General features: G+C 63.4%; 21 protein-coding genes. 15 read left to right on the top strand and 6 right to left on the bottom strand.

Annotation, left to right across the window (positions count from 1 at the left end):
- The first annotated feature begins 114 nt into the window (after positions 1–114).
- The 8 genes from mltB to ABZN20_RS13725 all read left to right on the top strand — a co-directional run bounded on the left by mltB (position 115) and on the right by ABZN20_RS13725 (position 7,322).
- Entirely contained in the window at positions 115–1,089 is a 975-nt protein-coding gene (mltB, locus tag ABZN20_RS13690) for a lytic murein transglycosylase B (RefSeq protein WP_367025595.1), read from the top strand.
- A 68-nt stretch (positions 1,090–1,157) separates the two neighbouring features.
- Positions 1,158–2,333 (top strand): D-alanyl-D-alanine carboxypeptidase family protein, encoded by a 1,176-nt coding sequence (locus ABZN20_RS13695; protein ID WP_218808221.1) that lies wholly within the window; start codon positions 1,158–1,160, stop codon positions 2,331–2,333.
- Between the two features lie 16 nt (positions 2,334–2,349).
- A complete protein-coding gene (locus ABZN20_RS13700) occupies positions 2,350–3,201 on the top strand; it encodes a D-amino acid aminotransferase (protein WP_218808220.1) in 852 nt (283 codons plus the stop codon).
- Positions 3,198–3,461 (top strand): YbeD family protein, encoded by a 264-nt coding sequence (locus tag ABZN20_RS13705; protein ID WP_218808219.1) that lies wholly within the window; start codon positions 3,198–3,200, stop codon positions 3,459–3,461. Before ABZN20_RS13700 ends, ABZN20_RS13705 begins: the two co-directional genes overlap by 4 nt.
- Before the next feature lie 95 nt (positions 3,462–3,556).
- Positions 3,557–5,002, top strand: a complete 1,446-nt coding sequence (gene mgtE, locus ABZN20_RS13710; RefSeq protein ID WP_367025596.1) for a magnesium transporter — start codon at positions 3,557–3,559, stop codon at positions 5,000–5,002.
- A 6-nt stretch (positions 5,003–5,008) separates the two neighbouring features.
- Entirely contained in the window at positions 5,009–5,656 is a 648-nt protein-coding gene (lipB, locus tag ABZN20_RS13715) for a lipoyl(octanoyl) transferase LipB (RefSeq protein ID WP_218808217.1), read from the top strand.
- Complete coding sequence (gene lipA, locus ABZN20_RS13720) at positions 5,653–6,624, top strand: lipoyl synthase (protein ID WP_367025597.1); 972 nt, start codon at positions 5,653–5,655, stop codon at positions 6,622–6,624. Before lipB ends, lipA begins: the two co-directional genes overlap by 4 nt.
- 95 nt (positions 6,625–6,719) lie before the next feature.
- Entirely contained in the window at positions 6,720–7,322 is a 603-nt protein-coding gene (locus tag ABZN20_RS13725) for a nuclear transport factor 2 family protein (protein ID WP_218808215.1), read from the top strand.
- A 91-nt stretch (positions 7,323–7,413) separates the two neighbouring features.
- On the opposite strand, the gene ABZN20_RS13730 is transcribed toward ABZN20_RS13725, so the two are convergent.
- Positions 7,414–9,312 carry a cellulase family glycosylhydrolase gene (locus ABZN20_RS13730; protein WP_367025598.1) on the bottom strand — a complete coding sequence of 633 codons (1,899 nt, stop codon included), beginning with the start codon at positions 9,310–9,312 and terminating at the stop codon, positions 7,414–7,416.
- A gap of 454 nt (positions 9,313–9,766) precedes the next feature.
- On the opposite strand from ABZN20_RS13730, the gene ppa reads away from it, so the two are divergent.
- Positions 9,767–10,315 (top strand): inorganic diphosphatase, encoded by a 549-nt coding sequence (gene ppa, locus ABZN20_RS13735; protein ID WP_218808213.1) that lies wholly within the window; start codon positions 9,767–9,769, stop codon positions 10,313–10,315.
- Between the two features lie 6 nt (positions 10,316–10,321).
- On the opposite strand, the gene ABZN20_RS13740 is transcribed toward ppa, so the two are convergent.
- The 3 genes from ABZN20_RS13740 to hemN form a co-directional block, all read right to left on the bottom strand.
- A complete protein-coding gene (locus ABZN20_RS13740; protein WP_367025599.1) occupies positions 10,322–10,804 on the bottom strand; it encodes a hydrogenase maturation protease in 483 nt (160 codons plus the stop codon).
- A gap of 1 nt (position 10,805) precedes the next feature.
- Complete coding sequence (locus ABZN20_RS13745; protein WP_218808211.1) at positions 10,806–12,290, bottom strand: Ni/Fe hydrogenase subunit alpha; 1,485 nt, start codon at positions 12,288–12,290, stop codon at positions 10,806–10,808.
- A gap of 271 nt (positions 12,291–12,561) precedes the next feature.
- Positions 12,562–13,959, bottom strand: a complete 1,398-nt coding sequence (hemN, locus tag ABZN20_RS13750) for an oxygen-independent coproporphyrinogen III oxidase (RefSeq protein ID WP_218808210.1) — start codon at positions 13,957–13,959, stop codon at positions 12,562–12,564.
- A 95-nt stretch (positions 13,960–14,054) separates the two neighbouring features.
- Between hemN and ABZN20_RS13755 the strand changes: the two genes are divergently transcribed.
- Entirely contained in the window at positions 14,055–14,492 is a 438-nt protein-coding gene (locus ABZN20_RS13755) for a YkvA family protein (RefSeq protein WP_218808209.1), read from the top strand.
- Entirely contained in the window at positions 14,489–14,974 is a 486-nt protein-coding gene (locus ABZN20_RS13760; RefSeq protein WP_218808208.1) for a DUF2127 domain-containing protein, read from the top strand. The genes ABZN20_RS13755 and ABZN20_RS13760 overlap by 4 nt, the downstream gene beginning before the upstream one ends.
- Here ABZN20_RS13760 and ABZN20_RS13765 read toward each other — a convergent pair.
- Entirely contained in the window at positions 14,947–16,092 is a 1,146-nt protein-coding gene (locus ABZN20_RS13765; protein WP_367025600.1) for a glycosyltransferase, read from the bottom strand. The genes ABZN20_RS13760 and ABZN20_RS13765 overlap by 28 nt on opposite strands.
- Positions 16,093–16,619: 527 nt before the next feature.
- Here ABZN20_RS13765 and ABZN20_RS13770 point away from each other — a divergent pair.
- The 4 genes from ABZN20_RS13770 (at position 16,620) to ABZN20_RS13785 (ending at position 20,225) form a co-directional block, all read left to right on the top strand.
- A complete protein-coding gene (locus ABZN20_RS13770; RefSeq protein WP_218808202.1) occupies positions 16,620–17,120 on the top strand; it encodes a DUF1269 domain-containing protein in 501 nt (166 codons plus the stop codon).
- A 24-nt stretch (positions 17,121–17,144) separates the two neighbouring features.
- Entirely contained in the window at positions 17,145–17,546 is a 402-nt protein-coding gene (locus ABZN20_RS13775; protein ID WP_367025601.1) for a ferritin-like domain-containing protein, read from the top strand.
- A gap of 83 nt (positions 17,547–17,629) precedes the next feature.
- Positions 17,630–18,826, top strand: a complete 1,197-nt coding sequence (locus tag ABZN20_RS13780; protein WP_367025602.1) for a TlpA family protein disulfide reductase — start codon at positions 17,630–17,632, stop codon at positions 18,824–18,826.
- Positions 18,827–18,995: 169 nt separating this feature from the next.
- Positions 18,996–20,225, top strand: coding sequence for an ISAzo13 family transposase (locus ABZN20_RS13785; RefSeq protein WP_367025221.1), 1,230 nt, complete (start codon positions 18,996–18,998; stop codon positions 20,223–20,225).
- Between the two features lie 30 nt (positions 20,226–20,255).
- On the opposite strand, the gene tsaA is transcribed toward ABZN20_RS13785, so the two are convergent.
- Positions 20,256–20,633 carry a tRNA (N6-threonylcarbamoyladenosine(37)-N6)-methyltransferase TrmO gene (tsaA, locus tag ABZN20_RS13790; protein ID WP_367025603.1) on the bottom strand — a complete coding sequence of 126 codons (378 nt, stop codon included), beginning with the start codon at positions 20,631–20,633 and terminating at the stop codon, positions 20,256–20,258.
- Between the last annotated feature and the right edge of the window lie 23 nt (positions 20,634–20,656).

Consider the following 20,656-nt stretch of genomic DNA (forward strand, 5'->3'; position numbering starts at 1 on the left):
CGGCGTTGCGCGGTGCTCGGAATCCTCATGTACTCCGTGTACACTCCGGTTCCTGCGCTCCGGGCGCCTTGCACTCGGGCCGCTCGTGACGGTTTTGTCACAACCTCTGAGCCCATGAGACTTCGGTACGCCCTGTTCCTTTCCTCCATGCTGGCCGGCGGGGCCGGGGCGGAAGGTATCGCCCAGCGGCCCGAGGTCGTCGCTTTCATCCATGACATGAAGGTGCGCCACCGGTTCGATCCCGCCATGCTGGAGCGGCTGTTCGCCGGCGTCGAGATACAGGAAGGCATTCTGGCGGCGATGGCCCGTCCCGCCGAGGCCAAGCCCTGGTACCAGTACCGCAAGCTTTTCGTCACCGAGGCCCGGATCCTGGGCGGAGTGGAGTTCTGGCGCCAGCACGCCGAGACCCTGAGCCAGGTGCAGCGGCGCTACGGCGTGCCCGCCGAGACGATCGTGGCGATAGTCGGGGTCGAAACCCTCTACGGGCGTAACACCGGCGGCTTCCGGGTGATCGATGCGCTGGCCACCCTGGCCTTCGCCTATCCGCGGCGGGCCGACTTTTTCCGCTCCGAGCTCGAACAGTTTCTGCTCCTGTGCCGCGAGGAAGGCTTGGATGCCGCCGCGCTCAAGGGTTCGTATGCCGGCGCGATGGGCTGGCCACAGTTCATGCCCAGCAGTTTCCGCAACTACGCCACCGACCTCGACGGCGACGGCCGGCGCGACATCTGGTCGAATCCGGCCGACGCCATCGGCAGCATCGGCAATTATTTCGCCCGTTTCGGCTGGCGCACCGGGGAGGAAGTCGCGGTCCGGGCCACGGCACGCGAGGGCGACTACGCCCCCTATCTCGGCAAGGATCTCAAGCCCGCCAGCACCCTGGCGGAATTGCGCCGCCTCGGTATCGAGCCCGAGCTTCCCCTGCCGGACGCCTCCCCCGTCAAGCTGTTGCGGTTCGAGCTCGAGGCCGGCCCCGAATACTGGCTGGGCCTGGAAAACTTCTTCGTCATTTCCCGCTACAACCACAGTGCGCTCTACTCGATGGCGGTCTACCAGTTGGGCCGCGCCATCGCCACCCGGAAGGGCGGCTGATCGCGGGTAGCCCGCGGCGGGGGGCGTGTTAAACTAGCGGAACTGCAATCAACCCAACCCTACGGCGGATGAACGTGAAAGCCCTCCTGATTCACGCCCGATGGCATGTTTTCCTTTTCCTTGTCCTCCTGGCCGGATGGTGCCTTCCGCTCCGGGCGGAGCCGCCGCTGATTCCCGCGCCGCCCGATCTGCCCGCCAAGGCCTATCTGCTGCAGGATTTCTACAGTGGCCGGGTGCTGGCCGAGCGCAACGCCGACGAGCGCCTGGAGCCCGCCAGCCTGACCAAGGTCATGACGGCCTACATCCTGTTCCGTGAGCTTGTCAATGGGCACGTCAAGCTGGAGGACATGGTGACCGTCAGCGAAAAGGCCTGGCGGACGGAAGGGTCCCGGATGTTCGCCCAGGTCGGTGCCCAGATCTCGGTGGAAAACCTGCTCAAGGGCATGATCGTCCAGTCCGGCAACGACGCCAGCGTCGCCCTGGCCGAGCATGTCGCCGGCGACGAGGCCGTGTTCGCCCAGATGATGAACCAGAATGCGGAACGCCTGGGGATGACCAACACCCATTACAAGAACAGCATGGGACTGCCCGACCCGGACCATTACACCACCGCGCGCGACCTCGCGACGCTGACCCGGGCGATGATCAAGGAGTTTCCGCAGTACTACCCGTGGCACGCCATCAAGGAATTCGTCTTCAACGACATCAAGCAGGTGAACCGCAACCGGCTGCTGTGGCGCGATCCCACGGTGGACGGCGTCAAGACCGGCCACACCCAAGGGGCCGGCTATTGCCTGATCACTTCCGCCCAGCGCGACGGCGACCGGCTGATTTCGGTGGTCCTGGCCGCCAAGAGCGATACCGATCGCGCCAACGCCAATCAGGCTCTGCTCAACTACGGTTTCCGTTTCTTTGAAACCAAACCGGTTCACAAGGGCGGCGAAGAGCTTGCCAAGGCCCGCATCTGGAAAGGCGAGCAGACCGAAGTACCGGTCGGCCTCGACGAGGATCTGTATGCGACCTTTCCGCGCGGACAGTTCCAGAATCTGAAGACGGCGATGGAAGTGGATGCCAATGCCATGGCGCCGGTCAGGAAAGGCGGCAAGCTGGGCAGCATCCAGGTCACCTTCAACAACGAGACGGTCGTCCAGCGGGATCTGGTGGCTTTGCAGGAGGTGCCGGAAGGCGGCATCTTCCGCCGGGCGCTGGACCATGTCCTGCTCTGGCTGAAGCGGCAGGGTTAGATCCGCAGCTTCCCGCATGAACGGTCCTTTGGTTTATCTCAACGGCGAGTTTCTGCCGCTGGATCAGGCCCGCGTGTCCGTCCTGGACCGGGGATTCCTGTTCGGCGACGGGGTCTACGAGGTCATCCCGGTCTACGGCGGGCGGCCGCTGCGGCTGGGAGAGCATCTCCGGCGGCTGGATGACAGCCTGCGGGGCATCCGCATGACTTCGCCCCTGAGCCGGGCCGAGTGGGCGGAAATCGTCGGCCGCCTGATCGACGGGGTGAACGATCAGTCGGTTTATCTGCAGGTGACGCGCGGCGCGGGTCCCGGGCGCGACCATTCGATTCCGGTTGGAGTATGGCCGACCGTCTTCGCCATGTCGTCGCCGATCGCTCAGGTCCCGGCGGCCGGCGCGCGCGCGATCACGCTGGACGACATCCGCTGGCGCTGGTGCAACATCAAGGCCATCACGCTGTTGCCCAACGTGCTGCTGCGGCAGGAGGCGGTCGACAAGGGCTGCGCCGAGGCCGTGCTGGTCCGCGACGGCCATGTCACGGAAGGAACGGCCAGCAACGTGTTCGCGGTGATCGACGGCGTGATCGTCACCCCGCCCAAGGGGCCCGAGCTGCTTCCAGGCATCACCCGCGACCTGGTGCTGGAACTGGCTCAGGCCGACGGTCTGCGGGCGCGGGAACGGCGGATCGGGCTGGAGGAGTTCCGCGGGGCCGACGAAATCTGGATCACGAGTTCGACGCGGGAAGTGCTGCCGGTGATCGAGCTGGACGGCCGGCCGGTCGGCCGGGGAACCCCTGGGCGCGTCTGGGAGCGGGTCAGCGTGCTGTACCAGGATTTCAAGCGCGGGCTCAAGATCGGCGTCACGGCATGAGTCTGGACACCCTGCTCGAGTTCCCGTGCGAGTTTCCGATCAAGGTTTTCGGTTCGGCGGAAGGCGATTTCGCCGCTTTGGTCGAAGCCGCGGTGCGTCTGGCCGCGCCGGAGCTGGAAGAACTCAGCGTAGGCGTCCGGGCCAGCGGCGGCGGGCGGTTCGTGGCGGTGACGGTGACGATCGTCGCCTCGAGCCAGGCCCAGATCGAAGCGATCTATCAGCGCATCGGCACGCTGCCCGGCGTGCTCATGGTTCTTTAACGATAGTTCCGTCCGGGTATGTTATAAGCCCGGACGCTCTTCCCACCCGCCGGCAGGTCCGTCGGCGCCGTGATCACCGACGTCCATTTCCAGCCATGTCCGATTCCATCATCGAAACCAGCGACGAAAGACTGCGCCGGCTCGTGCGCGAAGTGCTGGAGCTGCTGGGAAAACAGAAACTGGAGGAGACGATACTTCAGCATCAGCCGATGTCCCGGCACGAGCTGATCGAGAGCCTGATGCACAAGCAGCATCAGGTCGCGCTCAAGCAAAAGCTCGATTCGCTCCATGCCGCCGACATCGCCTACGTGCTGGAGTCGCTGCCGCAGGCGCAGCGTCTGGCCATTTGGGCACTGGTGGACCCCGAGATGGACGGCGAAATCCTGCTGCATGTCTCGGATGCGGTGCGCGAATCGCTGATTTCCGACATGGACCGGGACGAACTGCTCCATGCCACCGAGCAGCTCGACACCGACGAGATCGCGGACCTGGCGCCCGACCTCCCCGAGGAGGTCATGCAGGAGCTGCTGAAGTCGCTCAACGACCAGACCCGCGCCCAACTCGAATCGGTCTTGTCCTACGAGGAGGATACCGTCGCCGCGATCATGGATTTCGGCATGGTGGCGATCCGGGAGGACACGACGCTGGGGGTCGTAGTGCGCTACCTGCGCCAGCGCGGCGATCTGCCCGAGAACACCGACAAGCTGTTCGTGGTAGACAAGCAAGGGGTGCTGCGGGGCGTGCTCTCGCTCAAGCGCCTCCTGCTGCGGAGTCCGGACGCGCGGGTGGGGGACGTCATGTCCAGGGAGGTCGTCATGTTCCATCTGGATGACGACGCCTCCGTCGCCGCCCGTGCCTTCGAGCGCTACGGCCTGCTTTCGGTGCCCGTGGTGGACGACCAGCAGCGCCTTGTGGGCCGCGTCAGCATCGACGCCATCGTCGACTACATCCGCCAGGAGTCCGACGAGGAAGCGCTGGCGCAGGCCGGCCTGCTCCAGGAGGAAGACCTGTTCGCAGGCATTTGGAAGAGCGTCAGGAACCGCTGGGTGTGGCTGGGCATCAACCTGCTGACGGCCTTCGCCAGCACCCGCGTCATCGGCCTGTTCGACGACACCATCAGCCGGGTGGTCGCGCTGGCCTCGCTCATGCCCATCGTCGCCGGCATCGGCGGCAATACCGGCACCCAGACCAGCACCCTCATCGTCCGCTCGCTGGCGCTGGGGCTGGTCGATTCGTCCAACGTGCGGCGCCTGGTGCTCAAGGAGATCGCCATCGGTCTGATCAACGGGATCGTCTGGGGCGGCGTCATCGGCGTCCTGACCTACGCGCTGTACCGCGATCCGGAACTGGCTTCCGTGATGGCGGCGGCCATGACGCTGAATTTGCTGGTGGCCGCCGTGACGGGGCTGTTCATCCCGCTGATCCGGGCCCGGCTGGATCTGGACCCCGCCATCGGCACCAGCGTGCTGCTCACGGCGATCACCGACGGCATGGGCTTCTTCATCTTCCTGGGGCTGGCCACCCTGTTTCTGCTGAATTGAACCCGGATGGCCTTCCGTATCCGCATGCTGGGGCGCGCCGATTACGAACCGGTCTGGCGTGCCATGCAGGCGTTCACCGGGCAGCGCGCCGATGACACCGGCGACGAACTGTGGCTGGTGGAGCACCCGCCCGTCTACACACTCGGCATGAACGGCGATCCCGCCCACATCCTCGATGCGAGGGACGTGCCGGTGCTCCGGACCGACCGCGGCGGCCAGGTGACCTACCACGGCCCCGGCCAGCTCGTGCTTTACACGCTGGTGGACCTGCAACGGCGCAAGCTCGGCGTGCGGCGGATGGTCGGCGCGCTGGAACAAGCCGTCATCGCCCTGTTGCGCCAGTATGGCCTCAAGGCCCAGGCGCGCAGCGATGCGCCGGGGGTGTATGTGGACGGAGCCAAGATCGCCTCGCTCGGCCTGCGGGTCCGGCGCGGCTGCTGTTATCACGGGGTCGCGCTGAACGTCCGTCCCGAACTGGAGGCCTTCGGCCGGATCAATCCCTGCGGCCATGCCGGCTTGGCGGTCACACGGCTGGCCGATCTCGGGGTCGATGCGCAGGTGTTCGAGCCGGCGGCGGCGCTGGTGCGCGAATTGATGGTCGAGCTCGGCGACGAGGAAATCCTTGCCCTGAGCGGAGCCGAAGGGACGGCGTGAAAACCTTCGACGACAATCAGGCGCCTTCGCGCCAGACGCCGGCTTCCCATCAGCGGGGGGCGGAAAAGCTCTCGCGCATCCCCATCAAGGTCGAGCCTTCGGCGGCGCCTTTGCGCAAGCCCGGCTGGATCCGGATCCGGGCGGGAGCGGGCGAGGACGTCCAGCGCGTGAAGCGGTTGTTGCGCGAGCGCGGTCTGCACAGCGTCTGCGAAGAAGCGGCCTGCCCCAATCTGGCGGAATGTTTCGGCCACGGCACCGCCACCTTCATGATCCTCGGCGACATCTGCACCCGCCGCTGCCCGTTCTGCGACGTCGCCCACGGCCGCCCGGCGCCGCCCGACCCGGCCGAGCCCGAACATCTCGCGGAAACCATCGCCCTGCTGGGGCTGCGCTACGTCGTGATCACCTCGGTCGACCGGGACGATCTGCGCGACGGCGGCGCGGGGCATTTCGCCGCCTGCATCCGGGCCTTGCGCTCGGGCTGTCCCGCGCTTGCCATCGAGATTCTGACCCCGGATTTCCGCGGACGGATGGAGGTTGCCCTCGACCTGCTCGCCGCCGACCCGCCCGACGTGTTCAACCACAACATCGAAACCGTCCCCCGCCTGTACCGCCAGGCGCGGCCCGGCGCCGATTACATCCAGTCGCTGGCGCTCCTGGCCCGGTTCCGCGAGCGGGTGCCGGGTGTGCCGACCAAGTCGGGGCTGATGCTCGGCCTGGGCGAGACCCTGGACGAGGTTCGCGAGGTGCTGCGCGATCTCCGCAGCCACGGCTGCGAAATGCTGACCCTGGGACAGTATCTCCAGCCCAGCCGGGATCACCTGCCCGTACTGCGCTACGTTCCCCCGTCCGAATTCGACGAACTCGCTGCTTATGCGCGGGAGCTCGGTTTCGCCAGCGTCGCCAGCGCCCCCCTGGTGCGGTCGTCTTACCATGCCGACCAGCAGGCCGCGAACGCCCGAAGCTGACGCGCCCTGAACTGCGTAAACTATTCGCTCCACGCGACCGGGCCCGCCCTAGGCGGGTCTCTTCGACAAACCACGACGACAGAAGAGGACTTTGCATGCCCGCCTACCCCCGAGCCGAGCTGGAAGAAATGGTTTCGCGTTGGCTGGCCGCCAATCGTGACGCGGAGCGGGCCGGCGACTGGATCCGATCGCTCGGCGCGATGTACACCGAGGACGCCGAATACGGCTGGAACATGGGGCCGGACCAGGAGTTCCTGGCCCGCGGACGGCAGCAGATCATGGACTGGGCGCTCGGCTTCCACATGGAGGGTTTCGAGCAATGGCGCTACCCGTACGACCACGTACTGATCGACGAGGCACAGGGCGAGGTCATCGGCTTCTGGCGCCAGGTGTCCCCGGCCCGGCGGCCGGACGGCAGCCATTACGAGGTCGCCGGGCTCGGCGGCTCGTGGTTCCGCTACGGCGGCGACTACCAATGGAGCTGGCAGCGCGATTTCTTCGACCTGGGCAACGTCAAGGCGTTGTTCATGGAACTGGCGGCCAACGGCCAGCTCGACGCGCCGGTGAGGCGCAAGATCGCCAGGCTGGCGAAAGGCCAGGCGATGCCCGGCGTTCATCCCTTGCATCCGGTGCCCGGCGTGTTCGCCAGGCTCAAAGGGTATTACGCGATGGCCCGCATCGTCCTGTTCGGCGCTTAGCGTTTTTCCAAGAGCACCAGCGTATTGCGAAACCCGAGGGGACTCCAAGTCCCCTCGGGAACAGACCGGGCGAGGCCCCCTCCTTCCGGCTTCAACGCACGGCGCAGAATCCGAACTGAACCGTACCGTTGGCGGGTACCGTCTTGTTCCAGTCGACGCCGCTCGCGGTTAGCAGGTTTCCGGACTGGGTGTAGACGGCATTCCAGAGATTGTCGATGGTGCCTTCGATGGCGAGGCTGACTTGCCAGACGATCGGTGCCGAACCGGAGTTGCGGACGTCGACCTGAGCGCAATAGCCCGCGCCCCAATCCGATTGAACGGTCAGCGTCGTCTTCAGGCCGCCTGCGGCCGGATTGGTTTCATCGGTGTCGGCGGCGGAGGTGCAACCCGGATCGGCCGGATAATCGCTGAGGCCATCGCCATCATTATCGACACCGTCGGCACATGCCGCCGTGGGGGCGGGCCGGTCGGCACAGAATCCAAAAGTGGCGGTGGCGCCGGCCTGGAGCGTTTCGTTCCAGGCGAGGCCGGAGGCGTCGACTTGGCTTCCTGTCTGAGTGTAAGCCGCGTTCCACAGGTTGTTGATCGTTCCCTGTACGGCGAAAGAGGTCCTCCATTTCACCGTGGTGGAAGTGCCGTTGGTCACCGCGACGTCGGTGCAATAGCCCGTGCCCCAGTCGGAGCTGACCGTCAGCTTAGCCGGGAGACTCTGCTCCGCAGGCGTAGTGACCGGGTTGGATTCGTCGGTGTCGGCGGCAGAGGAGCAGCCGGGATCGGCGGGATAGTCGGTGGCTCCGTCGCCGTCGTTGTCGATTCCGTCCGCACAGGCGGGAGCCGGCGCAGGTGTGGGAGTCGGCGATGGCGTCGGCGAGGGCGTCGCAGCACCCCACAAGCGGCTCAGCAGGTCGACCTTGTCCTGCCAGACATGGGTCCAATCGTCCTGGAGGATTCCGCCGGTGTCCCCGCTGTTGGGATTCCAAGCCCAGTAGAACAAATGCCTGATGTCTTTGCCGACGAGGTAATCGACCAGGGCGTTCTGGAACACCTTGTCTTTGGCATCGCCGCCGTGGCCGTATTTGCCGCCGGTCTCCCCGATGGCGATGGTGTAGCCCTCGTCTTTGAACTGGCCAAAATGGGCGTTCCAGATGGCCGGCATATTGGCCGGGAAGTCGGAAGTGGCGAAATACGGCTGGGCGTAGACGTCCGGCCCGTAGACATGGGGCGACAGCACCAAGCGGTTCGCCGGGATGGTCAGGGGATGGCAGGCCAGGGGTTCCAGATTGCCGCCCCACCAATGGTCGATCCTGCCGCTGCAGGAAGGGTTTTCCTGGACGCCCTCCACGAATACCAGCACGTCCGGCGCGGCGGCGAGCACCGCCGCGGCGGCTTTCTCCGCCGCGCTGTTCCAGTCGGTGGCGACGTTGCCGGTGCCCCAGGTGGCGGCGCCGTGCGGTTCGTTCTTCAGGTCGATGCCCAGGAAATGGGGAAGGGACTTGTAGCGGTTCGCCATGAAGCTCAAGTCGCCGATCCACTGCTGCTCGGTGTAGGCCGGGCTGTACCAAAGTTCCGATATACCGTCGTTGCAGTCGAGCCGGTGATGGTCGAGCAGGATGTAAAACCCTTGGTGATCGAATTCGGCGATGACGGCATCCAGGACTTGCAGCGAATTCTTGCCGGAGAGATCGGGATTCAGCGTCGAATTGAAGTTGTTGACGGCGACGCCTTCGAGCGTAGCCGGGCAGACCGGCAGCCGCACGGCGTTGAACCCCAGGGATTTCATCTGGGCGATCATGTCCTTCCAGTTGCGCGCCCACAGGCCGTGAGCAATGTGGTCCGCGGTTTCGAAGCCGAACCAGTTGAGTCCGCGCAACTGCACGGCTTGGCCGTTGCCGTCGTAGACGTTCCCGTTATCCACGGAATAGGCATGGGTCCAGCCGGGAGTTTGGAGCAGGGCGAGCAATAGAAGGTTTTTGTTATTAAGGCTTTTCATGGGAAGTCCCCTTTTGAAGTGTCGGTGTTGTCGGTGCCGAGCATGGGTCCACCATCGCGGGCAAGTCGCTGACCCGGATTGGGCTCGAAGGTTTGAGCCTGCGACGGGGATTTATGTTCCACCTGTTGTGCAAGCATTGGTCATGCCGCTGTCATGGAAACAGCGTCCGAATCCTCATTTCAGGAGACCGTCATACGTGCCCATACGAGCCGTATCAAGGAAAATCATCAAGTTGCGAACCTCTGGGGACGATTACTCCTATTTGCTGCAAGTCTCGATCGCCGCAGAGGTAGCCTTGGGATCATGCATGCCGTCGTGAGCATGCGACACTGCGCTGCCCCTGTTGAGCCACGTTTGGCTGACGGCATCGAGCGACCCACCCATGGTTTTTGCCGCCATCATCGCTTTTCCTGACTGATATAATGAGTTATTTGCTCATTTCTGGAGAGAAGTCATGGCTTTGATGAAAGTCAGTTCCGGCAGGCAGGTGCCCGAGGACATCCACGTCGTCATCGAGATCCCGGCGTTCAGCGATCCGGTCAAGTACGAGGTCGACAAGGAAACCGGGGCGCTGTTCGTGGACCGTTTCATGGGCACGGCGATGCAGTATCCGTGCAATTACGGCTACGTCCCCCACTCCTTGTCGGAGGACGGCGATCCGGTCGACGTCCTGGTGATCGCGCCCTGCCGTCTGCTCAGCGGTTCGGTGGTGCGTTGCCGGCCGATCGGCGTGCTGAAGATGGAGGACGAGGCCGGCGGTGACGCCAAGGTGCTGGCCGTGCCGGTCGACAAGCTTTCTTCGCTGTATTCCAAGGTCAAGTCCTACCGCGACATTCCCGAGCCGCAACTGGCTCAGATCGCCCATTTCTTCGAGCATTACAAGGATCTCGAGCCGGGCAAGTGGGTGAAGATCAACGGCTGGGGCGACATCGACGAGGCACGGCTGGAAATCACCAGCAGCATCGAGCGTTACAATCAGGCCAAGGAAAAGCCGTATTTCTGACCCCGCTCAACGGGAAAGGGAATCCCAGCCGGTGCCTGGCGTTTCGCCGACCAGCGCTTCGGCGAAACGCAGCGCGGAGTCCAGGTTCGATTCCGCCGCCCGGCTCAGGCTCTCCCCCAGGCCGAACCGCTCCCCGCGGATGCTCAGGAGATATGCGGGCGGCGGTTCTTCACTGTTGAGGCGCCGGTAGACTTCCAGCAGTGCTTGCGGGCTGACGGCGTGGGTGGTGTAGCTGTCGTCACGCTGGGGCGTGATCCGCTCGAACCGGAACGGCGGCGGGCAGCCGACATGGGCGTCCACGAACAGCACCCGGTCCCGTCCGGCGAGGTCGAGCGCGTGCTCGATCTGGAGCTGGAAATCCTGCAGGAATTCGATGTCCGCCCCTGGCGAGCCGATTAAGCGTTCTTGCAGCGCTTCGAGGAACCGCGGCCCGAGCGCGTCGTCACCCCGGCTCGGGTTGCCGTAGCCGAAAATCAGCAGCCCCGCCACCTCAGCGCGATACCGTGCCGTCCGCCCGCTTTTGCAGACGGTCCAGCATCCCGCCGCCGGCGTCCATCAGCTCGATGACCAGCGGCATCTTGCCCAGCGCGTGGGTGGCGCAGGACAGGCAGGGGTCGTAGGCGCGGATCGCGACTTCGATGTGGTTCAGCAGCCCTTCCGTGATCGTCCGGCCGTCGAGGTATTCGGCGGCCACCTGGCGGATCGACTCGTTCATCGCCTGGTTGTTGTGGGTGGTGGAGACGATCAGGTTGGCGCGGGTGACCAGGTCGTTTTCGTCGACCTGGTAATGGTGGAACAGGGTGCCGCGCGGCGCCTCGATCACGCCGACGCCTTCCGGCCGGCGCTCGCCGTGGACGACGAGGTCGGTGCCCAGCAGCTCCGGGTCGTGCAGCAGTTCGCGGATGCTCTCGGCGCAGTGCAGCGTTTCGATCATCCTCGCCCAGTGGAAGGCCAGCGAGCCGTGCACCGGTCCGCCGGCGCCTTGGGCCAGGAAATCCTGCCGAGCCTCTTCGGCCAAGGGGGTGGGGATGAAGTCACAGTTGTTGATGCGGGCCAGCGGTCCGACCCGGTACCAGCCGTCTTCCTTGCCCAGCGCTTCGATGTACGGGAATTTCATGTAGGACCAGGGCCGCACTTCCTCGCGCAGCATGCCGGTGTAGCCCCGGTAGTCGAGCTTGTCGAAGATCGTCCGGCCGGAGGCGTCCTTGGCCCGCAGGCCGCCGTGGTAGATTTCGAAAGCGCCGTCGTCGCGGATCAGCCCCATGAAATTGGAACGGATCAGGCCGAAGCGTTCGTGATACTCACGGTTGGCGAGGTAGACCTTGCGGATCAGCGCGAGCGCATTGCGGCACCAGCCGAGGACCGTGTCGATGTCCTGGAGCAGGAAATCCCTTTCCTCCCCCGTCAAGGCCTTGTTCATCCCGCCGGGGATGGCGGCGCTGCCGTGGATGCGCTTGCCGGAGATCAGCCGGATCACCTCCTGGCCGTATTTGCGCATGCGGACGCCTTCCAGCCCCACGTCCGGATACTCTTTCAGCACCTCGAAGATGTTGCGGCGACCGGCCGGGCTGTCGAAGCCGAACAGGAGGTCGGGCGTCGCCAGGTGGAAGAAATGCAGGGCGTGCGACTGCAGGAACTGGCCGAAGTGCATCAGCCGGCGCAGCTTTTCCGCGGCAGGCGTGAGCCGGTCCACGCCGACGACTTGGTCGATGGCTTTCGCCGCGGCGAGGTGGTGGCTCACCGGGCAGATGCCGCACAGCCGCTGGACCAGCACCGGCAGCTCCCAGTAGGGGCGGCCCTGGATGAAGCGTTCGAAGCCGCGGAATTCGACGATGTGGAGCCGGGCCTGGCGGACGTGGTTGTCGTCGTCCAATAGGAGGGTGACCTTGCCGTGGCCTTCGACGCGGGTCACCGGGTCGATGACCACGCGCTTCAGGTTCTCCGGATGGTCGGCGGTCTCGAGATGGTCGTACATCGTTCACACCTTCGGGCATTTACGTGAAAGTCGCGCAGCGAATGCCGTGCTCCTCCTTTGGGCAATGCCGCTAGGTTAAGCCGTCATACCGGCATGGACTGCCGGTACCCAGGTCACATGGACGTGAAGTGCTTTCGCCATCCCTGGCTTCTGGGTTCTGGCACTCCCTGCCGGAACGACAAGTCTTTCTTAACCTTACGGTATTGTCCCTTTGGGTGAGGGAGACGGTCCGGCCTGATGATACCACCCCGAAGTGTGACGGAATCGAGCGTCAGATGACCTTGGAATAAGCCCGCCGCTCCTGGTCCTGGCGCAGGTAGCGGTCGAACGCCATGGCGATGTTGCGGATCAGGAGGCGTCCCTTGGGTGTGACAGTAAGCCGGTCCGGCGCCAGTTCCAGCAGCCCGTCCGCCGCCATCGGTTCGAGCTCGCCGAGTTCGGTGGCGAAGTAGTGGGCGAAGTCCACCCCATGCTGCCGGCCGAGCCGGACGAAGTCCAGCTCGAACTGGCACATCAGGGCCTGGATGATGGCGCGCCGCAGCAGGTCGTCGTCATCGCATTCCAATCCCCGCATGATGGGCAGGATGCCCTGGTCGAGCCGGGCATAGTAGTCCTCCAGCGTGCGGAAGTTCTGGCTGTAGCTGGGACCGACCTTGCCGATGGCGGTGACGCCCATGGCGACCATGTCGCAGTCGGCGTGGGTCGAGTAGCCCTGAAAGTTGCGCTGCAACCGGCCTTCGCGCTGGGCCAGGTTCAGCTCGTTGTCCGCCTTGGCGAAATGGTCCATGCCTATATAGATATAGCCGGCGCCGGTCAGGTGGGCGATCGCGTTTTGCAGGATTTCCAGCTTGGTGTCGGCGCTGGGCAGGTCTTCGTCGCGGATCTGGCGCTGCGGCTTGAACAGATGCGGCAGGTGGGCGTAGTTGTAGAGCGAAATCCGGTCCGGATCGGCGGCCAGGATGCGGTCGAGGGTGTGGCGGAAGCCGCTCACCGACTGCTTGGGCAGGCCGTAGATCAGGTCGATGCTGACCGAGCAGAAACCTTCGGCGCGGGCGGCATCGAGGACGCGCAATGTTTCCGCCTCGCTCTGGATGCGGTTGACGGACTTCTGCACCTCGGGGTCGAAGTCCTGCACCCCTAAGCTCATCCGGTTGAAGCCGATTTCGCGCAGCAGGGCGATGGTGGCCTCGTCCACCTTACGCGGGTCGATCTCGATCGAATATTCGCCCTCGGCCAGCTCGAAGTGCTCGCGCGTGGCCTGCATCAGCCGGCGCATCTGTTCGTGGTTCAGGAAGGTCGGCGTGCCGCCGCCCCAGTGCAGTTGGCGGACTTCCCGATGCCGCCCCAGATGCCTTGCCTGCAGTTCGATTTCCTTTTCCAGGTAGTCGATGTACTTGCCGGCGTGCTCGCGGTTGGCGGTCACGATCTTGTTGCAGGCACAGTAGAAGCAGACCGTCTGGCAGAAGGGGATGTGGAAATACAGCGACAGCGGCGAAGGATTCTGCTGGGCAGCGCGCCGGTGCAGCCATTCCTCGTAGCGCGCGGCGTTGAAGCTCGGCACGAAGCGGTCGGCGGTGGGATAGGACGTGTAGCGCGGACCGCTGCGGTCGTATTTGCGGATCATAGCGGGATCCCATTCCACGCGCAGGCCGGTGTTCTGGTCGTTCATCGGGGGTAGAATCTGGAAAAACCTAAGTGGCGGGGAACGATGCTCCTGGGCTCAGGCCTTGTCAAGCCGGGACCGCCGCGCAAGAGGGCGAACCGATGATACTCACCGAAAAGACCGTCCACGACAGTGCGGCGTTCGCCAAGGCGCGATCCAAGGCGAACGAATACGCAAGCGATCCCGGAAAACTCTCGTCGCTTTTGGACAGGGCATCCCGGAAGGCCGAGGCAAAAAAGGGGCCGCTGAGCGAGGTGCGCGATTCTCTCCTGGCCTCCCTGCGGCTGTTGAAAGCCTGTGGCCAGCGGCGGTATTCCCTGCCTTGGCAGAGCCTCAGCCTGATCGTCGCCGCCGTGGTCTATTTCGTGATGCCGGTGGACCTGATCCCGGATTTCATCCTGAGCCTCGGTTTCGCCGACGATGCCGCCCTGCTGGCCTGGACCTTCAGGCAGGTGAAGTCCGACCTCGAAGATTTCCGCCGCTGGGAACTCGAACAGGGGGAGGCCGTGGCGGCGACCGATGCGGCGGAGGCTTCATGACGCAGGGCATGCACGGTGTCCGCGTCGTCGCCGCAATGGAAGCCGCCAAAGGCATCGTCGTGCTCCTGGCCGGCTTCGGGGTGGTCGAGCTGCTGCATCACGGGTTGGAGCCCGTCGTCGACGAACTGGTGCGGCATACCCACCTCAACCTGGCCAGCCGCTATCCCCGGATTTTTCTCGATCTGCTGGAGAACCTGTCGGACCAGCGGCTCTGGGGGCTGGCCGCCCTGGCGTTCGGCTATGCCGCGCTGCGCTTCATCGAGGCCTATGGCTTGTGGCGCGAGCGGCGCTGGGCCGAATGGTTCGGCGTGGCCAGCGGCGGCATCTACATTCCTTTCGAGCTCTACGAACTGGCCGAAGGCGTGTCCTGGCTCAAGCTCTCGACCCTGGGCATCAACCTGGCCGTGGTCGGTTACCTGGGCTATGCGCTGTGGCTGAGCAGCCGCTTGCCGCCTCAGCCGGTTTCGTCTTCGCTCGAGTAGACGCGTCCTTTCCAGCGGCTCCGCTCGCCGCGCCAGTAGCGCAGCGCCGAACTCCAGGTCATGGCCAGATAAGCTCCCGCGATGACGGGCATCAGCAACCCCCAGGCCGCGCTTCTGCCATAGAAGCGCAGGGTGGGTACATAAGTGCCCGCCATCAGCAGCACCGCCCATCCGGCGGCGAGCGTTACCCCGTATCCGGATGCGAACAGGCCCGCCGGCGGCAGCCAGAACAGGATCAGCATGAGCAGCGTGCACAGCGCCAGCAGCCAGGCCGAATAGCGCAACTGGGTGAAGGCGGTGCGGGCGACCATGTCCCACACGTCGGCCAAGGTGTCGTAGCGGCGCAGGCTCACCACCTCGCGCGACAGTCCGATCCAGGTCCTCGCGCCCGTCGCCTTCACCTTTTTCGCCAGGGTGCAGTCGTCGATGAGCGCGCCGTGGATCGCGGCAAACCCGCCGATCCGTTCCAGCAGCCGGGTTTCCAGCATGATGCAGCCACCCGCCGCCGCGGCGAAGCGGCGGTCCGGCGAATTGGCCAGGGCGAACGGGTACAGCATCTTGAAGAAATAGACGAAGGCCGGCATCAGCAGCCTTTCCCAGAAGTTCTCCATCCGCAGCGAGGCCATCAGGGACGCGAACTGGATGCCCTCGCTGCGCATCTTTTCCCGCAGTGCGCCCAGTACGCCCGGCTGCAGCAGGATGTCGGCATCCAGCAGTACCGTGTATTCGGTGCCGACCCGCGCCACCCCCTGTTCCAGCGCCCACAGCTTCCCGCTCCAGCCCGGCGGCAGCGACTCATTCCGCAGGACGGTAAGGGCCAGCCCTTCCACGTGCCCGGCCACCTCGCCGGTGCCGTCCGTCGAGCCGTCGTCGACCAGCACCACGCGCAGACCGCTGCCCTGATCCTTGAGCGCGGCCAGGGTTTGCCCAATCACCTCGGCTTCGTCCCGCGCCGGGATCACCACCGTCACATCGTCCAGATCGTAGAAATGCCCGCCGGACACGGTTCGCAGCACTTCACGGTTGAGCCAGGGGAGCCACGGCAGCGCCAGGATGATGCTCCAGAGAGCGGCGGACACGAAGACGAGTCCTCCGAAAACCGAATCTGCGGTGTCCATACTTTCCCAGTCGTTCGAGAAGCGCGGGAGTTTCCACGGATGCCGGGGGAAACGCAACTGATGACACGTTCATGTCCCTGGCGGTGCCGAACCTGCCCGTTACGTGTTCTCGATGACGCTCAGCAGGCCCAGGTGTTCGACGAAAGGCAGGAAGTCCCGGAATTGTCCGTTTTTGCCAAAGCCGCTTCAGATACACAGGCAACCCGGTCCGGAATCCTGGGGAAATACCAATAAACCAAAGCAAATGCAGCCCTGGTCGTCAGTCAACGCTCTGTCATCACATCGGCGGGAATTATCGGAAACATGCGCGAACGACTGCCCCCTCGACACTCAGGCCAACTCTCAGTTGTGAGGAAATCCAGCAGCTTGCGAGGTACTACGCTGGCCTTGGCCGATGACGACGCGGCTCTTTTGATTCGGCTCTATAAGCATATGCTAGAGTAAACTTTGCAAAATCGGCGCAATCTCGCCGAAGCGGCATTGTGCCCAGTTAGCTTATCAGTTGACTCCCAAATGGAGAATGCATCATGAAACGCATCTATTTCCTGACCCCGAATATCGAGATCACCAAGCAGATCGTGGACGAACTGCTGCTCTCCCGTATCGAGGAAAAACACATCCATATAATCGCCAAACAGAATGTATCGCTCCAAGACCTGCCCGAAGCATCGTTCCTGCAAAAGACCGACTTTTTGCCCGCGCTTGAACAGGGTATCGCCCTGGGTGGAGCGGTGGGGCTGGTCGGCGGATTGATCGCTCTCGCCTTGCCGACCGGCTTGGTGCTGGGCGGCGGCGCCGTCTTGGCCATCACCCTGGCGGGAGCCGGTGTGGGCGGCTTGATGTCGAGCATGGCGGGAGCCGCCTTTAGCAGCCGACGCATCCAGAAATTCCAGGACGCCATCGAAAACGGCGAGATTCTCATGATGGTCGATACGCCGTGGGACCGTGTCACGGAGATCGAGGAGGTCATCAAGAAACACCACCCGGAGGCCGAATGTGAAGGCATCGACCCGCATGTTTTCCCTTAAATCGGATCGCAACGAGGTATTCCTATGGAAACGACCCTGCAAGATCGGCTGAACGAGGCTCTGGAAGACGAATACAAGGCCCGCGCGACGTACCAAAAGATGATCGAGAAGTTCGGCGCGGTCCGCCCTTTCTCCAATATCCTTGAAGCCGAGGAGCGGCACGTCGCCGCGCTCGTCGCGCTATTCCGGAGCCATGGTTGCGCCATTCCCGACGATCATTGGCCAGAGAAAGTGCAAGCGCCGGACACTCTGGAGGAGGCCTGCCGGCGGGGGCTCGAGGCGGAGAAGGAAAACATGGGCATGTACGAGCGGCTCATCGCAACGACGGCTGAGCCCGATGTGCGCCGCGTGCTGGAAAATCTCCAATCCGCGTCCCGGGACCATCATCTTCCCGCCTTTGAACGCTGCCTCGCCAGGCGAACCTGAGCGGTGACGTGATGCGGAGGGCGGTCGTTCTTTTGCTTTGCGTACTATTGGCGTGGGGATCTGTGTCTTCGGCTGGCGCCGAGGTGAAAATACCGGATCCGCTTTGGTACGAGACCGACCCGAAGGGACAAACCGTGGTCCACCTCCATTTCTTCTGGACCCGTTATTGTCCGCATTGCCAGGAGGCTTTGCCGTTCATCGCGCAACTGGAAAAAAAACACGCTTGGCTTCGAATCCACCGCTACGAGCTTACGGCAAGCGAGGACAACGTCAAACTCTTCGGTGAGATGGCGAAGCGTTTAGGACAGCAAGCCATCTCCGTACCGGCTTTCCTGTTCTGCAGGACGATGTGGACTGGTTTCGGCAGTCCGGAAAGCACCGGCCGTCGGCTAGAGGCGGAGCTTTTGGCCTGCCGTCAGAATGCTGGCGGCCAAGTGTCCCCCACGACGCCTTCGCCGACGCTGAGCTTGCCCATCCTCGGCGAAATCGAGCCCGGAAAACATTCGCTCCCGGTCTTGACCCTGCTGATCGCCGGCTTGGACGCCTTCAACCCGTGCGCGTTCTTCGTGCTCCTATTTCTGATGAGCCTGTTGGTCCGCAGCCAGGACCCGAAGCGTATGGCGGTGATCGGCGGACTGTTCGTATTCTTTTCCGGCGTCATGTACTTTGTTTTTATGGCGGCTTGGTTGAACCTGTTTCTGCTCATCGGGGAGCTGGCTGTGGTCACTTTTCTAGCCGGTTTGATTGCCGTGGCAATAGGGGCGGTCAACATCAAGGATTATTTTTATTTCGGTCGTGGCTTCAGTCTCTCGATTCCTGCCAGCCTCAAACCTCGGCTCTTCGAGAAAATGCGACATGTGGTGGAAGCCGGGCAATGGCCAGCCATGATGGTGAGCACCGCGGTTCTGGCAATCGCCGCCAATAGTTATGAACTCTTGTGCACGGCCGGTTTTCCGATGGTCTATACGCGCATTCTGACTCTGAGCCACTTGAACGGTCCGGAATATTACGTGTATCTGTTGTTATACAACCTCATTTATGTGGTGCCCCTGCTCGTAATCGTTGCCTTGTTCATCCGAACGATGGGAACGAAGAAGCTCGGCGAACGGGAGGGACGTTTGCTCAAGCTCGTTTCGGGGTTGATGATGTTGGGTCTGGGCGTTTTGCTGATGTTCGCGCCCGAGCTTTTGAATGATTTGATGGCTGCTTTCCTGCTTGTCGCCTGTGCCGTGGTCATTTCCGGTCTTCTGGTCTGGCGAGATCACAACGCCGCTGTGTGACGGCGGTGCGGTGAAGCGCCCGTCGGATTTTCTTTGGGTAATGGTTTTTATGGGTTCTTCGAACCAGCCCGTACGGACCGGCGCGGGACCGTCGAAATCCGGTACATATGGCTTAGGAGCCTAGCAGAAATAACTTGAACAGTGAGCGGTCTGTGCCTACGCTTTGTGCATGGACGCCACCAAGGTGATTGAGGAAAAATTTCTGGCGCTTTCCGGCCGTCTGGACGAAGCAACGCTGCGGTTGTGGGCAGCGGTTGAGGCGCTTACCCTCGGCCATGGGGGCGTCAGTACCGTAGCGAGCGCGGTGGGTTTGTCGCGCACGACGATCTATGCCGGTCTGCGCGAGCTCGCTATGGCGCCATCCGGTGGCGAGCCAGTCACGGCGAGGATGGGCCGTGTTCGGGCCAAGGGTGGTGGGCGCAAGAAGCTGACGGCCAAAGACCCAACGCTGTTGCGCGACCTGGATGCGTTGGTCGAACCGACGACGCGTGGGGACCCGCAGTCGCCGTTGCGTTGGACCTGCAAGAGTACGCCGCGTTTGGCCAAGGAATTGGTGGCCCAAGGTCATCAGGTGAGCCAGCGCACCGTGTGTGATTTGCTGGCGCAGTTGGACTACAGTCTGCAAGCGACCCGGAAGATTCACGAAGGGGGTCAGCAGGCCGATCGTGATGCGCAGTTCAGCCACATTGCCGCGACGGCGGCGCAGTATCAGGCGGCGGGCGATCCGGTGGTCTCGGTTGATACCAAAAAGAAAGAACTGGTCGGGGACTTCAAGAATGGCGGGCGCGAATGGCAGCCGAAAGGTCGGCCGGAGGGCGTACGCGTCTACGACTTCATCGATCCGCAACTGGGTAAAGTCGCGCCCTATGGCGTGTATGACGTGGGCGCCAACCAGGGCTGGGTCAGTGTTGGGATCACCCACGACACGGCGGCATTTGCGGTTGAGAGTATCCGCCGGTGGTGGCGCGAGATGGGCCAGCCACTCTATCCGGCCGCGCGTCGCCTGCTGATCACCGCCGACTGCGGCGGCAGTAACGGCTATCGTGTGCGGCTCTGGAAGGTTGAGCTGCAGCAACTGGCCGACGAACTGGGGATGGTGATCCAGGTCTGTCACTTTCCGCCCGGCACTAGCAAGTGGAACAAAATCGAGCACCGGATGTTCTGTCACATCACCCAGAACTGGCGTGGTCGTCCTTTGGTCAGTCGGGAGGTTGTCGTGAACCTGATTGGCAACACGACGACCACCGAAGGGCTGCGCATCCAGGCACAACTCGACGACCGGGATTATCCGGCAGGAGTTAAAGTCTCCGACCAGGAACTCGCGGAACTGGCCATTGAACGCGACGAGTTCCATGGCGAGTGGAACTATCGGCTCAAGCCTCGCGATCTCGGCGGCTAAAAGGCTATTGTTCAAGTTATTTCTGCTAGGTTACTTAATGTCCAGCAGCGGCGTGCCGTCAAGGATGTCAACGTTGGCGATAGGCAAGGTGCAACCTTGGATGTCCAGCAGCTTCACCACCGACAAGCCTAAGGCATTGGGGCGGTTCGGCGCACGGGTCGCGAAAAGCCCTCTAGGTTCGGTATCCATGAAGGGAATCACGCGCAAATCAAAGCCGTGGCTCCTGTGGAAATGGTAAAGGAGAATGATATGAGAGAAACCGTCGAGGTCTTGAAGGCCCGCGCGATACTCGGGAAAGATCTCCACGGTTCCCTGAATTCCCAGTGCCCCGGCGGGTTGAATCGGCATGCCTGTGGGCTCCGTGAAGGTAGAATGGATAGTCCCAATCGGTTGATATTCGATTTTCATTACTGACCCCGACCCACGCTATC

This window comes from Methylococcus sp. ANG (genome assembly GCF_040730495.1).
In the GTDB taxonomy this organism is placed as follows: Bacteria; Pseudomonadota; Gammaproteobacteria; order Methylococcales; family Methylococcaceae; genus Methylococcus.